The organism is Methanohalophilus sp. RSK, assembly GCF_003722075.1.
Classification (GTDB): domain Archaea; phylum Halobacteriota; class Methanosarcinia; order Methanosarcinales; family Methanosarcinaceae; genus Methanohalophilus.
Genome location: NZ_RDSK01000018.1, coordinates 24,144 through 38,528 on the forward strand (window position 1 = coordinate 24,144; position 14,385 = coordinate 38,528).

Annotated in this window: 17 protein-coding genes and 1 tRNA gene; 11 read left to right on the forward strand and 7 right to left on the reverse strand. The window is 43.4% G+C overall.

What is annotated here, in order from left to right; all coding sequences use genetic code 11:
• Window positions 1-99: 99 nt before the first annotated feature.
• The gene (locus tag EFE42_RS10080; RefSeq protein WP_123137115.1) at window positions 100-273 is read left to right on the forward strand and encodes a 4Fe-4S binding protein; all 174 of its coding nucleotides are present in this window, start codon (window positions 100-102) and stop codon (window positions 271-273) included.
• Window positions 270-1,502 carry an NAD(P)/FAD-dependent oxidoreductase gene (locus tag EFE42_RS10085; RefSeq protein WP_123137116.1) on the forward strand — a complete coding sequence of 411 codons (1,233 nt, stop codon included), beginning with the start codon at window positions 270-272 and terminating at the stop codon, window positions 1,500-1,502. The genes EFE42_RS10080 and EFE42_RS10085 overlap by 4 nt, the downstream gene beginning before the upstream one ends.
• An 84-nt stretch (window positions 1,503-1,586) precedes the next feature.
• Here EFE42_RS10085 and trkA read toward each other — a convergent pair whose 3' ends face one another.
• From trkA to EFE42_RS10110, 5 genes are all read right to left on the reverse strand, one after another.
• The gene (gene trkA, locus EFE42_RS10090) at window positions 1,587-2,921 is read right to left on the reverse strand and encodes a Trk system potassium transporter TrkA (RefSeq protein WP_123137117.1); all 1,335 of its coding nucleotides are present in this window, start codon (window positions 2,919-2,921) and stop codon (window positions 1,587-1,589) included.
• A gap of 102 nt (window positions 2,922-3,023) precedes the next feature.
• A complete protein-coding gene (dnaJ, locus tag EFE42_RS10095) occupies window positions 3,024-4,223 on the reverse strand; it encodes a molecular chaperone DnaJ (protein ID WP_123137118.1) in 1,200 nt (399 codons plus the stop codon).
• Between the two features lie 68 nt (window positions 4,224-4,291).
• On the reverse strand, window positions 4,292-6,157 hold the full coding sequence (gene dnaK / locus EFE42_RS10100) for a molecular chaperone DnaK (protein WP_123137119.1): 1,866 nt from the start codon (window positions 6,155-6,157) through the stop codon (window positions 4,292-4,294).
• 69 nt (window positions 6,158-6,226) lie between these two features.
• Window positions 6,227-6,769 carry a nucleotide exchange factor GrpE gene (gene grpE / locus EFE42_RS10105; RefSeq protein ID WP_123137120.1) on the reverse strand — a complete coding sequence of 181 codons (543 nt, stop codon included), beginning with the start codon at window positions 6,767-6,769 and terminating at the stop codon, window positions 6,227-6,229.
• A 107-nt stretch (window positions 6,770-6,876) separates the two neighbouring features.
• Window positions 6,877-7,290 (reverse strand): heat-shock protein, encoded by a 414-nt coding sequence (locus EFE42_RS10110; RefSeq protein WP_233564816.1) that lies wholly within the window; start codon window positions 7,288-7,290, stop codon window positions 6,877-6,879.
• 93 nt (window positions 7,291-7,383) lie between these two features.
• Between EFE42_RS10110 and EFE42_RS10115 the strand changes: the two genes are divergently transcribed.
• The 6 genes from EFE42_RS10115 to EFE42_RS10140 all read left to right on the forward strand — a co-directional run bounded on the left by EFE42_RS10115 (window position 7,384) and on the right by EFE42_RS10140 (window position 10,512).
• The gene (locus EFE42_RS10115; RefSeq protein WP_123137121.1) at window positions 7,384-8,307 is read left to right on the forward strand and encodes an ATP-grasp domain-containing protein; all 924 of its coding nucleotides are present in this window, start codon (window positions 7,384-7,386) and stop codon (window positions 8,305-8,307) included.
• A complete protein-coding gene (locus EFE42_RS10120) occupies window positions 8,304-9,266 on the forward strand; it encodes a hydantoinase/oxoprolinase family protein (protein ID WP_123137122.1) in 963 nt (320 codons plus the stop codon). The genes EFE42_RS10115 and EFE42_RS10120 overlap by 4 nt, the downstream gene beginning before the upstream one ends.
• Window positions 9,267-9,279: 13 nt before the next feature.
• Window positions 9,280-9,909 carry an amino acid kinase gene (locus tag EFE42_RS10125; RefSeq protein ID WP_123137123.1) on the forward strand — a complete coding sequence of 210 codons (630 nt, stop codon included), beginning with the start codon at window positions 9,280-9,282 and terminating at the stop codon, window positions 9,907-9,909.
• A 65-nt stretch (window positions 9,910-9,974) separates the two neighbouring features.
• Window positions 9,975-10,139: an HVO_2753 family zinc finger protein gene (locus EFE42_RS10130; RefSeq protein ID WP_013038060.1), complete on the forward strand. Its 165-nt coding sequence runs from the start codon at window positions 9,975-9,977 to the stop codon at window positions 10,137-10,139.
• Between the two features lie 9 nt (window positions 10,140-10,148).
• Complete coding sequence (locus EFE42_RS10135) at window positions 10,149-10,418, forward strand: elongation factor 1-beta (protein WP_123137124.1); 270 nt, start codon at window positions 10,149-10,151, stop codon at window positions 10,416-10,418.
• A 22-nt stretch (window positions 10,419-10,440) separates the two neighbouring features.
• Window positions 10,441-10,512, forward strand: a tRNA-Ala gene (locus EFE42_RS10140).
• Window positions 10,513-10,530: 18 nt separating this feature from the next.
• On the opposite strand, the gene thiI is transcribed toward EFE42_RS10140, so the two are convergent.
• On the reverse strand, window positions 10,531-11,706 hold the full coding sequence (gene thiI, locus EFE42_RS10145) for a tRNA uracil 4-sulfurtransferase ThiI (RefSeq protein WP_123137125.1): 1,176 nt from the start codon (window positions 11,704-11,706) through the stop codon (window positions 10,531-10,533).
• Between the two features lie 87 nt (window positions 11,707-11,793).
• On the opposite strand from thiI, the gene EFE42_RS10150 reads away from it, so the two are divergent.
• From EFE42_RS10150 to EFE42_RS10945, 3 genes are all read left to right on the forward strand, one after another.
• The gene (locus tag EFE42_RS10150) at window positions 11,794-13,422 is read left to right on the forward strand and encodes an AarF/ABC1/UbiB kinase family protein (RefSeq protein WP_123137126.1); all 1,629 of its coding nucleotides are present in this window, start codon (window positions 11,794-11,796) and stop codon (window positions 13,420-13,422) included.
• 171 nt (window positions 13,423-13,593) lie between these two features.
• Complete coding sequence (locus EFE42_RS10660; RefSeq protein WP_199724129.1) at window positions 13,594-13,731, forward strand: hypothetical protein; 138 nt, start codon at window positions 13,594-13,596, stop codon at window positions 13,729-13,731.
• Between the two features lie 9 nt (window positions 13,732-13,740).
• Entirely contained in the window at window positions 13,741-13,872 is a 132-nt protein-coding gene (locus tag EFE42_RS10945) for a hypothetical protein (RefSeq protein WP_255419082.1), read from the forward strand.
• On the opposite strand, the gene EFE42_RS10155 is transcribed toward EFE42_RS10945, so the two are convergent.
• Entirely contained in the window at window positions 13,869-14,318 is a 450-nt protein-coding gene (locus EFE42_RS10155) for a toprim domain-containing protein (RefSeq protein ID WP_233564817.1), read from the reverse strand. The two genes, EFE42_RS10945 and EFE42_RS10155, sit on opposite strands and share 4 nt — an antisense overlap.
• Between the last annotated feature and the right edge of the window lie 67 nt (window positions 14,319-14,385).

Sequence of the window (14,385 nt, forward strand, 5' to 3'; positions counted from 1 at the left end):
TGGAAAAGGCAAAATGTAATAATTTTAAACCTTTACTGACAAAACATATATCTTTACATGTGTTATTAAGGTAAATTCATATCTTATTTCGGTGATTGGATGAGCATTAACATAAATCGGTACAAGTGCGGATACTGTGGTGCATGTGTGGGTGTATGCCCCGGCGGAGCCCTCGAGCTTGTAGAAACCTGGGTGGAAGCTAATGATTGCTGCACAAGTTGTGGTCTCTGTGCCAAAATCTGCCCGGTAGGAGCTATTGAGGTGAAAAAATGAAAGAAATGTATGACTTAATAGTCGTAGGTGGTGGACCCGGGGGAGCAATCGCCGCAAAAAATGCTGCAGAACTCGGACTTGATGTACTCCTTATCGAAAAAAGGCAGGAAATTGGAGACCCTGTGCGCTGTGCAGAAGGAGTTTCTAAAATCTGCCTCAGTGACCACATCGAACCAGACCCACGCTGGATATGCGCAGATCTTACAGGCTCCCGTATATATTCCCCGGACGGCACAATGGTCGAAATGAGTGAAGAAATGTCCGGAGGGGAAGTAGGTTACGTCCTTGAGAGAAAAGTTTTCGACCGTGCCCTTGTGGACCAGTGTGCCAGGGCAGGTGCAGAAGTTAGAGTCAAGACCCGGGCAACCGGGCTTATAGTGGAAAAGGGTGTTGTATGCGGAATTTATGCAATGCACCTGGGTGAGGAGTACGAAATACGCTCAAAGATCGTTATCGGCGCTGACGGTATGGAATCAAAGGTTGGCAGATGGGCAGGATTAGACACCTCCCTGAAACCAGCTGATATGGAAACCTGCGTACAGTACCTTGTTACTGATATCGATATTGATCCACAATTCTGTGATTTTTATCTCGGAAACGAAATTGCACCAGCAGGCTACCTCTGGGTATTCCCGAAAGGTGAAAATATGGCAAACATAGGCGTTGGCGTTCTGGGAAGTAAATCAGGTGACCACAGGGCCATCGACTATCTTGATAAATTTATGAAAGATATGTACCCCGAGGGAAGGATCATCGAAATGGTCTATGGAGGGGTACCCGTTAGTGGCCCCATCGAAAAAACAGTTAGTGATGGGTTAATCCTTGTGGGTGATGCTGCACGCCAGTCAGATCCAATTACAGGAGGAGGTATAATCAATGCCATGGAAGCTGGAAAGATTGCTGCAGAAGTTGCTGCGGATGCCATTAAAAAAGGAGATTACACCACAAATACCCTGAATGAATATGAAACTCTCTGGAGATCCACCATCGGAAAGGAAATCGAATATAGCCTGGTAGTAAAAGAGACATTTGTCAAATTTACAGACAAAGATCTCAACCACCTTGCACAATCCCTGTCTAATGTTAATTTTTATAGCCTCAGTCTCAAGGACTTGCTTTATGCCCTATTCAAAGCAAACAAGAAATTACTATGGGACCTGCGGGGACTTTTCAAGGACGTTGTAAACAGTAATTTTGAATTCAAATATAAAAATGATCAGGCCGACTGATTATTTTTTATTTTTCCAGAATGCAGGAGTTTTCGACTTCTCTATTCTCCATGCCACTGGATATAGACAGCAAAAAATGTAGCCTTACTTGAACAGTTTTTCTACAGCCTGATGTGCACTGGGCAGGGAAAATACAAGCAGGTGGTCCCCCACCCTTACCCTGTAGTTACCTCGGGGGATAATAGTTACTCCTCCGTGTACTACCATGCTTACTAGGGAATCAGCCGGGAAATTCACATCTTTTAGAAGTTTTCCTGTCACTCTTGATTTGCGAGACACGGTATATTCGATGATTTCTGCCTTTTCGCCTTCAATGGTCGTCAGGGCTTCAATTCCCGTCCCCATAGTAAGTTTAAGTACTTCGTTAACCGTGGCTTCCCTGGGACTGACAGCACGGTCCACACCCACCATTTCGAAAAGGGGCACATAATCAAAGTGATCAGCTCTGACAATTACCTTCTTTGCCCCTAGCTGTTTGGCCATCAGCGAACACAATAAATTTTTTTCATCACTGTCTGTGACAGAGATAACTACGTCCATCTCACCGACACCTTCTTCCTTTAGAAGATTCAGGTCGGAACCGTCCCCACGCAAAACAAGTGCCCTTTGAAGATTATCAGCTACCATTTCAGATCTCTGGCGGCCCTTTTCAATAATCTTTACGTTCAGACGGGTTTTTTCAAGCAGCTGTGCCAGGTAAAACCCAACTACTCCCCCTCCGATTATCATCACACGGCTGCGTGATTTATTGATCTCGCCAAAAAAGGAAGAAATGTCCTTCATTGCATCTGCTTTACCAATAATTACGATGTGGTCGCCGGCCTGAATTATATCTTCACCATGGGGAATGATCAATTGCGAACCCCTGAAAAGAGCACTTACGATACAGCAATCGAGCAAATCTATGTCCCGAAGGTGTTTGCCTGCAATATTACTATTGTCCTTAACAACAAACTCCATCATTTTTACTTTTCCGTCTGCAAAGGATTCAGAATCAATAGCAGAAGGAATTGACAAAATGTCAGCAACTTCAGATGCAAGAGCAAGTTCGGGACATACCATTACATCAATACCAACCTGTGTACGCTTGGCTACAGGCCGATCGATGTAATCAGGATTACTGACCTTTGCCATGGTCTTGAAGTTCTTATTGGACTGCTTTATCAATTTAGCAGCCATACATGAAACTATGTTTACTTCATCATCACCGGTTACAGCCACAAGCAGATCTGCACCGATCAAAACTTTTTCAAGAATTGCAGCATTTGCTCCGTTGCCCCGAATAACCTGAACATCGAATTCATCGACTCTCAGGCAAGCATCTTCATCTTCATCAATGATAACAAGATCATTTTCCAGGTACAGTGATTTAGCTATATGATAACCAACTTCACCTGCACCTATGACAATGATTTTCATAAAGGCACCTCTATTCAATTAACATAAATAATAAACTGGATTGAGCGATAATATATGCTATTATTGTTAAAGGTTACTGAAAAAAAGGAAAAATAAGGAAAATCAGGCAGGAGAATCGCCCGGGGAATCTTCAGGAGAAATGACTGATTCAAAAGCATTTTTGAATTTATCAAAAACTCCACCTTTCCCTGAACCGGCAGATCCTCCACCCAGACTGTCAAATTCCTTGAGGAGTTTTTTCTGTTCCTCACTGAGCTTTGTAGGGGTTTTTACGATAACTTTTACGAGCTGGTCCCCCTGTCCATGCCCATGCAGATGGGGCATCCCCTTGCCTTTCAGACGCAATACTGAATGGGTCTGGGTGCCGGGTTTTATATTCATCTTTACATCACCATAAAGAGTGGGAACCTGTACGCTGTCACCCAGGCCAGCCTGGGCAAAGGAGATAGGGATTTCGCATACGATGTCGTCACCCATCCTTTCAAAGCGCTCATGAGGTTTTACATGAAGTACAATATAAAGATCTCCCGGTGGGGCACCAGGACTTCCGGCTTCCCCTTCCCCGGACATTTTCAAACGCAAACCGGTTTCCACGCCTTTGGGGATGTTTACCTCTATGGTCTTTGTTTTTCTGACTTTGCCGCTACCATTACAGGTTTCACAGGGTGATTCTATTGTCTGCCCTTTACCATGGCATTTGTCACAGGTGGTGGCTGTCACAAAGTTACCAAGGGGAGTACGGCGAGCATGCGTAACCTGCCCACTACCACCGCAGTTAGAACAGTTGATTGGTTCTGTACCGGGTTTAGCCCCTGTCCCACCACATGTTTCACAATTCTGAGCCCGTGGAACATCGATGTTAACCTTGTCTCCGAATGCAGCCTGTTTGAGGGTGATATCCATGTCATATCTCAGGTCAGAACCTCTGCGGGGGCCCCGTTGAGTCCGGCCTGAGCCACCAAAGCCTCCGAAGCCGCCGCCAAATCCACCGAAGCCGCCACCAAAAATATGCTCCAGGATGTCTTCAAAACCACCGAAATCAGCTGAACGGAAGATATCTTCTTCAGAATACTGGTTATCAATTCCTGCGTGTCCAAAGCGATCATATTGGGCCCTTTTTCCCTCATCGGAAAGGACAGCATAGGCCTCGGATATCTCCTTGAACTTTTCCTCAGCATCCGGCTCCTTATTCTTATCCGGATGATGTTTCATTGCAAGCTTGCGATAAGCTTTCTTAATCTCGCTAGCTGATGCATCTTTGGAAATACCCAGTATTTCGTAATAATCTCGCTTGGTAGACATAGAAAACCCGTGAATCTTTTATAATTAATTAAATAAAATTGCAGGGAAATTCCCTGCACTGGTTTAGATTATTTATCGTTGTCTACTTCTTCAAAGTCAGCATCGACAACATCTTCATCTGATCCACCTTCTGCACCAGATGTAGAAGCACCTTCTCCGCCTGCTGCCTGTCCGGAAGCCTCAGCCTCTTCCTGTGCCTTCTGGTAAAGAAGGGCAGAGATTTCATACATTGCTTCCTGCAGAGCCTCGGTTTTACTCTTGATTGCTTCAATGTCACTGCCTTCAAGAGCAGTATTGAGATCTGAAATCGCGGATTCTACCTTGGATTTCTGCTCATCTGAAGCAATATCTCCTGCTTCCTTGAGAGCCTTCTCGGCAGAACTTACCAGGGTTTCTGCATTATTCCTTGCCTCGACCTCTTCTTTCTTTGCCTTGTCTTCTTCAGCATGTGCCTCTGCATCCTTGACCATCTGGTCGATCTCCTCATCAGAAAGACCGCCTGGTTTCTGGATGGTTATAGACTGCTCTTTACCGGTTCCCTTATCCTTTGCAGAAACATTGAGAATACCGTTGGCATCAATATCGAAAGTAACTTCGATCTGTGGCATTCCGCGTGGTGCAGGTGGTATGCCGTCAAGGATAAAGCGCCCCAGACTCTTGTTGGCAGAAGCAACGCCTCTTTCACCCTGCAATACGTGAATTTCCACAGAACTCTGGTTATCCGCAGCTGTCGAGAACACCTGACTCTTACGTGTAGGAATAGTGGTATTTCTCTCAATCAGGGGTGTTGCGACACCGCCCATTGTTTCGATACCAAGGGTCAGAGGAGTGACATCCAGCAGCAATACATCTTCAACTTCTCCTCCCATTACACCGGCCTGTATGGCAGCACCCACAGCAACCGCTTCATCAGGATTGATATTCTTGTACGGATCCTTACCAATGAACTCCTTCACAGTCCTGACGACTGCAGGCATCCTGGTAGAACCACCAATTAGCAGGATCTTTTCGATATCTGAAGTTTTAAGGTTTGCATCACTTAGAGCCTGTTTCATTGATTGGAGGGTCTTGTCAATCAGATCCTCGGTCATCTTTTCAAATTGTGCCCTTGTAATATCGATGTCAACATGTTTTGGCTGGCCATTAGAATCAGCTGTAATGAAAGGAAGGTTGATGTTTGTGGTACCCACACCGGACAGTTCAATCTTGGCCTTCTCCGCGGCATCCTTGAACCTCTGCATTGCTGCCTTGTCACCGGATAGATCGATACCTTCTTCCTTTTTGAATTCGCTTATGATGTGGTTGACAATCCTGTCATCGAAGTCATCTCCTCCAAGATGGGTATCACCACTTGTGGAAAGTACTTCAAAAACCCCGTCTCCCAACTCAAGGATAGACACATCAAAAGTACCGCCTCCAAGATCGTAAACAAGAATCTTGTGGTCACCGGTTTCTTTGTCCAGCCCATATGCCAGAGAAGCTGCTGTGGGCTCATTTATGATCCTCTTAACTTCAAGTCCTGCGATCTTACCGGCATCCTTTGTAGCCTGTCTCTGGGAGTCATTGAAATAAGCAGGAACTGTGATTACAGTATCGGTAATTGTTTCACCGAGATAACTTTCTGCATCTTCCTTGAGTTTGCGCAGTATCATTGCAGAAATTTCCTGCGGCGTATATTCCTTGCCGTTGAGAGTTACCTGATAGTCCCCTTCACCAATATGACGTTTGATTGAACTTACCGTATTGTTCGGATTTGCCACCATCTGTCTTTTGGCTACCTGGCCCACAAGTTTTTCTCCCTTCTTTGAGAATCCCACTACAGAGGGAGTCGTCCTGCTACCTTCTGCATTTGGTAACACAGTTGGTTCGCCACCTTCGATCACTGCCATGCAGGAATTTGTAGTTCCCAGATCAATTCCAAGTATTTTACCCATATAGATTACCTCTTTGTAATTTTATCAGATTTATAGTTGATATTTCTTATCGATTCATTTCAATGAACTTTACTTCTCCTCTTTGTCCGAAGAAGTATTTTTGGAAACCGTCACCATAGCGGGCCGGATTATCCTGGAATTTAACTTGTATCCAGGCTTACAAACATCAATGATAGTATTGTCAGGATGATCCGCATGTTCAACATGCATCATGGCTTCATGTTCGGAGGGGTCAAATTCCGCACCTTCACATTCAATCCTTTTGAGACCTTCTTTTTCCAGGATCGATACAAATTGCCTGAACACCATTTCTATCCCTTCGACCACCGAATTCACATCATCGGTATTGTGAGCGGACTCGATGGCCCTTTCGAAGTTATCATAGGCATCAAGCAATTCCATCATTAGGTTTTCCACCGCAAAATTGCGGAATTCTTCCTGCTCCTTGCGGGTACGTTTGCGGAAATTGTCAAATTCTGCTCTCTTACGCAAAAGGTCTTCCTTCAGGGATGCAATTTCCGCATCCTTTTCCTGAACCAGCTGTTCCAGCTCTTCAGGAGATTTTCCCGCGTCTGAGGAGTTATCGTCTTCTTGTTTATCTTTACCTACCATCACTGACATCTCCGCCTGTGTATTGAGCGGTCCAACTTATAATAGAAATTGCAGAGAATTGGATTGTATGATGTTCTATAAATAGTTTGCGCATGGCGGGCATTTAATCAGGAATACTGGTTCTGAATCCTGTAAGAGAAGAACTTGACAACCAGCATACTAACAATCATACAAATCGCCAGTGCGGAAACCAGTCTATTCCATCCTATGGAAAAAAGTCCATCATTAAAAGCAAAACTCAGTCCTCCCAGAAAAGAGATGATTGAAAAGGTACTTACCGAGGAAACAAGTGCTGCACCTGCGATTGATCCCAACTCGTCGGCTCCTCTCTTTTCAAAGAAAACAGAGGCAAGAATGAATATGACGGCGAATACCAAAAGTATAATGGCATAAGGTACGGGGTTTGAACCGGTGGTTACTATTTGCATTATACCCATGGCCATACCCACCATAAAAATTGCCATTGCAAAAGATATTAACAGTGCCTGAATAAAAGGATTTTCTGACATTTCCAAATCCATCCCTCTCTGCAAAAAAGAGGTCCTGATAGTATATATTTATTGTCTCCTCGATATAAACCCAAAGCATATATTAAATAAAACATTTTTCGAGTTATGAACATCCTAATTTGCGAATATGCCACAAGCACGGGAATGGGAGGCACCTTCCTGCTTGAAGGCAAAGCCATGCTAAAAGGACTTGCAGAAAGCTTTGCCGCCGGCAATCATGAAATCAAATATACAACATCTGCAAGCGAAATCCAGGCCGGCACTCCCGTGTATTGTAACGAAGGAAACATAAGGGCTGTTTTACAGGCCGAGGCAAAAAAATGTGATGCTGCATTGGTAATTGCCCCTGATGACCTGCTTGCAGAGCTTGTGGAAGAGATAGAAGAACATACCTCTAATATGGGATCATCCCCGGCGGTCATCCGGGAGTGTGCGGATAAACTCAAATGCGGAAAAATTCTTGAAAAGAATGGAATACCTGCACCCCAACTTGTTGAAACAGTGGAAGATATTAAGAAAGGTACCAATTATGTGGTCAAGCCCCGTTATGGATGTGCTGCAGAAAACACGATCATTACAGCCAATCCTTCAATATCCCAGGACATGATCGTAACCGAATATATGGAAGGAGAACACCTGAGTGTGAGTCTTATCTGTGCCGATGCACCTCTTCCTCTTGCAATAAATCGTCAGTACATAGAAATTACAGGAAAAGATGATCAAAAAGCCATCGACTACAAGGGAGGCATAACTCCCTATGATACACCTGACAGGGAACTGATTATCGATACTGCAAAAAAGGCAGCCCTGGCACTTGGATGCAGGGGATACACAGGTATTGATATTGTAATGGGTGACAGGCCCTATGTAATAGACATAAATCCCAGGCCTACCACTTCGCTTGTGGGCATCTGCAAAATAATCAAACCCCAAATAGGAGAATTGTTGATTGGTGCCCTGGAAGAGAACTTACCACCAACAGTACATATTACCGGCAATTATGAATTCCGAAAGGAGGACCTTTTATGAAAAAACTCGGGATAGATATCGGAGGGGCAAATACAAAAATAGCCTCCGCAGACGGCACTGTCTGTGAACTTTACTATGTGCCCCTCTGGAAAGAAACAAAACTTCCAACGGTTCTGAAAAATATCTCAGAAAAGCACAATCCATCTCATGTGGGCGTTGTGATGACCGGAGAACTTGCCGATTGTTACGAAGATAAAACGGCAGGAGTCCTTGGCATTATGGATATTGTAAGAGACCGATTTGACTGTGAGATTGACTTTCTGAACCAGGAAGGCAATTTTATAAAACATACACAAAATCCCGCCTCTCTTGCCGCAGCAAACTGGATGGCTTCTGCAAGTTTCATTGCCAGGAAAATGAAAGATTGTCTTTTTGTGGATATGGGCAGTACTACAAGTGATTTAATCCCTGTCAAAGACGGAAAAGTAGTTGCACACAATACCGATACACAACGTCTTGCAAACAACGAATTATTGTATCAGGGTGTCCTGAGGACAAATATAGCGGCCCTGCTGGACAGTGTGGCGATAAGGCCGGGGAATTGCCGAATCGCCTCTGAGCTCTTTGCCACAAGCGCGGATGCTTACCTCCTCCTGTCAGATATCGATGAAGATGCATACACATGTGAAACTGCTGACGGGCATGGAAAATCAGAAAAAGAGGCTGCCAGAAGACTTGCAAGGGTTGTCTGCGCAGACCTGAATGAAATTGACATGGCAGATGTCAGAGAGATAGCGATGGCTGTCAAGAATAGACAGAAAGAAAGGCTCACAGAAGCGATCTCAGAACTTTGCCGCAAACACGACATTAATACCGTCCTTGCAGCAGGGCTTGGTGAATTTTTGATCAAAAACGCATGTGAAGAACTGGGTATTGAGTACATTTCACTGGCAGAGAAATGGAGCCTTGATATATCAAAGGTATTCCCTGCCTATGCAGTAGCCAATCTGCTGGAGTGAAACTGAACAAAACATGAAAGAAAAAGTCGTATTAAAACTGGGAGGAAGCCTGATAAAACAGGGGCCTGAATTACTGCTGTCACTGAAAAGTTGGGCAAAGGATAAAAAAGTACAGTTGCTAGTGGTACCCGGCGGAGGACCCTTTGCAGATCGAATAAGGGACATGGAAGAGATGGCAGGTTTTGATGATGATACCTCTCACTGGTTGGCAATCCTATCCATGGAGCAGTATGGTATATACCTCAGGGAAATGACGAAAATTGATACAACTGCTACCCTCAAACCTTTTGAAGGGGTCCGAATTCTGCTACCTTACAGGCTTCTTACAGATAGCGACGATCTGCCTCATTCATGGAAGGTCACATCCGACACAATCGGTGCGAAATTTGCCCAAATGACAGGAGCAGAATATATTAAAATAACAGATGTTGACGGAATCCTGCAACAGGGAAAATTGTTACGGGAAATTAACGCTTCTGACATCATAAAAATGGGACAGAGTTGTGTGGATACCTATCTTCCACACTACCTCATGCAACATGAAATGAATTGCACTATTGTAAATGGCAACTATTTTTCCAGAATAACAGGGACAATTATGGGAAACAGAGACACAAGTACCTACATCAGGGGGAAATTTTAAATTATATACGGATTATGTACTCAATCCGTCATACTTATAGTAAAATCACAATAAGGAGAAATACAATGGAGAAGGTCAATTACTGTACCTCCTGCGGTGTACACCTTTCGGACAAGGGTTTTGCACGTTTTGCATGCCCCGAATGTGACACCGAACTTGGAAGATGCATAAAATGCAGACAGCAGAGTAACAATTACGTCTGTCCGAAATGTGGATTTATGGGTCCATGAGGTGTAAATATGGGAGATGTTGCAGCTACTATTAAAATAATGCCCGATGGCGTAGAAAGAGATCTTGAAGAGATCAAAGCAAAGGTCGCAGATGTTTTACCTGAAGGTTCAGAACTCTTCGGAACTGTCGAAGAGCCTATTGCATTTGGCCTCAAGGCCATAAAAGCTACAGTTCTTGTAGGCGACCTCGAAGGCGGAACCGAACCTGTTGAGGAAGCCATAGCAACTATCGAAGGCGTCGAAAGCGTACAGGTAGAAGAAGTAGGAAGACCTGTCTGAAGGTCTTCACAACTCTTTTTTTGGGCTTGTAGATCAGGGGAAGATCGTTACGTTCGCAACGTAAAGGCCGCGGGTTCGAATCCCGCCAGGTCCATCCCTTCAAGCCTCATTCTCACTCAAACTCATACAATACCCTGGCATTTGCCAGAGAATCGGCAATAAGACCATCAACATCCAGTTTTGCTTCCTCTTTAACTACCGCATCATACATGGCCCTTACCTCCGGACGTTCAGGGACAGCTCCACACCCTGCAGAACTCAGAGTAGATATGTCATAAGTACCTATTTTTCGGGCCAGATCGATTATCTCAGTCTTATCAAAACTTATGAGCGGATGGTATATAGGAAATCCCAGACCATAAATTTCAGCATGCAAATTATAAGTTGTCTGGGAAGCCACCTGCCCCAGGGATGACCCGGTAATTATGCCTGATGCTTTTTCTTTTTCCATAACTTCAAAGGCAATCCTGTACATCGTCCTCTTGCATAATATACATGTGTTTTTAAGAGAACAGTTGTCCTGAATTGCCTGTAAATTCTTCCCATTGGGAACTTCATACATTTTCATGGGGTTGCCGGCAGACCACTCGTTAAGCACATTCACACATTTGATGGCTTTCTGACGGGTTGCCTCATCGGAAAAAGGTGCATTGTTGCAGAATACAGGAATCACATTTACACCCCTTCTCATCAGCAACCAGGCAGCAACCGGGGAATCGATTCCTCCTGATAACAGAACTACCATTTTCCCCTGTGTACCTAACGGAAGACCACCCACACCTTTTGATATATGCGTAAATACATAAGCGGCGTTTTGCCTCATTTCCACAAAGATTTCTTTATCCGGGTCATCAAGATTCACCGAAGGATTCCTTCCCAGGGACTCAAGTATCTCATACACCGCATCCCCACAAATTCTTCCTAAATCCGCGGAGGTAAAGGAGTGATTCCCCGAGCGACGTGGACGGATTGCAAATGATTCAGATTCTGCGATAAAATCACCGGCTATTGCAGCACATTCTGCTGCGGCTGATTTTAAATTTGGATCGACTTTACGGGCAAAAGAGGTAGAGACCACCCCGAAAACATTCGAACATACTTCTGCAGCTGCCGGGTCATCTGATTCAACAAAAATACGCCCCCTGTCCCTGATAATTTTATGATATGAAACTGCCTGCTGCTCAAGCATTGCTTTGAGATTATTGACCAGTGTACGTTCGAAAAAACTGCGTACACCCGGACTTTTGAGGGACAGTTCACCGTATCTTATAATGACTATATTGTTCATGAGAAGAACTATTCACATATGTTAATTAAACCTATTCCACAAAATATAACAATACATATTTAACAAGGAAGATGCAAAAACAGGTTGATGCTAAGAAAGATTCGCAGGTATCTGGAAATCCTCAAGGTTTTTACGAAATATAATCTTTTCAGTCTTCTGTATAAAGAAATTAATCGCAACTACATATCCAGCAGACGTGGTACCTGTTATCTCGATGTTGAGAACCAGCACAATGCCCGCAAAATGCGATTTGCTTTTGAGGAGTTGGGACCTACTTTTGTTAAATTGGGCCAAATAATGAGTAAAAGGTCTGATATCCTTCCCCCAAGTTACATACGGGAACTGGCAAATCTGCAGGATCGCGTAAAACCCCTTGAGTTTGAACAGATGCTGCCTTCCTTTTCAAGCCTGCAATGTGCAATACCGGGCACCCAAAACGGCGAATCTGAAATATCAATGGAACAGGTGATGAGATATTTTGATGAATTTGATACAATGCCTATAGCAAGTGCATCAATTGCCCAGGTATACAAAGCAAAGCTGAATGATGATAAAGTGGCCGTAAAAGTTTCAAGACCCGGTCTTATAAACAAAATTAACATTGACCTATCCATAATTGAAGACCTAAAGCCTTTCATCGTAAGAATCGGGGGATTTGGAAACAACATCGATTTTGATGAATTCCTGTATGAATTTCAGGAATTGTTGAATAAAGAACTGGATTTTCGCAATGAAGCCCGTAATATCAAACGTTTCCGGGAAAATTTTGAAGGAATTGATGATGTAAATATCCCTCAGGTATACGACGACTACTGCACTGAAAGTGTACTTGTAATGGAGTATATGGAAGGAACCCCGGTGAAAAATATACAGGACCTGGGTTCTGAACAGCGTTTAAAATATACCCACATGATCAGTTCCAGTTACTTAAAGCAGGTTTATCTCGATGGCCTGTATCATGCAGACCCTCATGGAGGAAATATCCTCATCCAGAACAATAGTATTGCCTACATTGATTTTGGAGCAATCGGAATCATAGATGGTGAACTGAGACGCAATATGCTCAACCTTTTCTACGGAATATACAAAAAGAATCTGGATATTGCTTTTGAGGCTTTCCTGAGAATCGCGGATATAAAAAAGGAAGATATCAACGTGCGTCATTTCAAACTTGATCTTGATGATTTGATAGCAAAGCAAAACTATGCGCTGGGCCAGAGACAGAATGACAGTTATGCAAACCTCGCCCTGAAATACAACCTATCTCTTCCAAGTGATTTTTCCACATTAGAAAGATCCCTTATCCTCATCGAAGGTGTTTGCCTCGAACTAAATCCCGACTTCAATCTTATTGATGATGCCAGACCTCTCATCACAAAAGTACTGCTGCAGAGATATTCCCCGGGCAGGGCGATGGAATACTTCCAGCTTGAAGGAGATCGCTATCTTGACATCTTCAAAAATTTACCCCAGGGAATAGATGACGTTATCGAAACAATCCGGGGTTACAGGATAGAAAAATTGGAGAACAAAACCAATGAGATTAAAAGAAACAGGATGTATGAAAACTTCACACGCTATGTATTCCTATCAATAATCCTGGTTACATCGGCCTATCTTGCTACCAGAGCCGACACAGCAACCAATGAACTGGGAATCGCCGGATTTGTAGTAGCCATCCTGCTTTTTGGATATTCATTCCTGCGAAATGCCTGAAGGACCAAACATGCATGAAAATAACATTTGATACAAAACAAGTTGAATTGTCCCACTACATTTAAATACAAAAATAATCCTATAAGTACAGACGGGATTTACTAAAAAGTGGGGTACGAATAATTTACTTTTGGTATTAATCCTATTTCAAAAACATATGGGGAAAATAATATGACAAGACTGAAAAGATGTCCTGAATGCTATTCAGAAATGGAAGTCAGCGAAAATGGAATAGAATACTGCAATGTGTGCGATTACTGGACAGTAGAGGGAACAGCACGCCTTGATTCCATAACTATGCTTGCGTGAGGGGGCAGTATGATGCAAGCATCCTCCTGTAAGACATGCACTCAATGCCGGGAAAAGTTAAAAGTAATGAAGATGAAATCCAATGTCCTTTACTACTGCCGCAAGTGTGGCAGGACAATGTCCCGGGAGTTCCTTCACTAATACTGTTGTAAAACAGTATGTTTCATTTTTTTCACGTGACTATCAAGACTTTCTACATCTTTTATCTCTTTCTGAACAAGGGACACCAATCGATTTCTGAGAGAAGTGTCCACATCGACATCCAAATATTCCAGATCTGTAGATATCTTATCTGCAAGTATGTTTCCCCTTCTGTCCCAATCAGTCAAAATAATAACACAGCGGTCCATTTCACGCAGTTTGTCGGATAGATCAAGCAGGGGGATATGGGTTACCTTTTTAATAATACCATGTATGCCGAGACTGCGCAATGAAGAAACATCCCTTTTTCCTTCAACCAGTATAATGTCACCTTCATCAGAACATTTGATGAGCTCTTTCAGCAATTCATCAAGCAGTTCATATCTTCTCTTGATTTCATACATCGAAGAAGGGGTCAAGGAATTATTGTTCAAAAAAGAAGACATCAATAGCCATATAAATGGAGGACTTATAAAAATAACCCTTACCTGGAGGGTCGAAAGTAATATATAC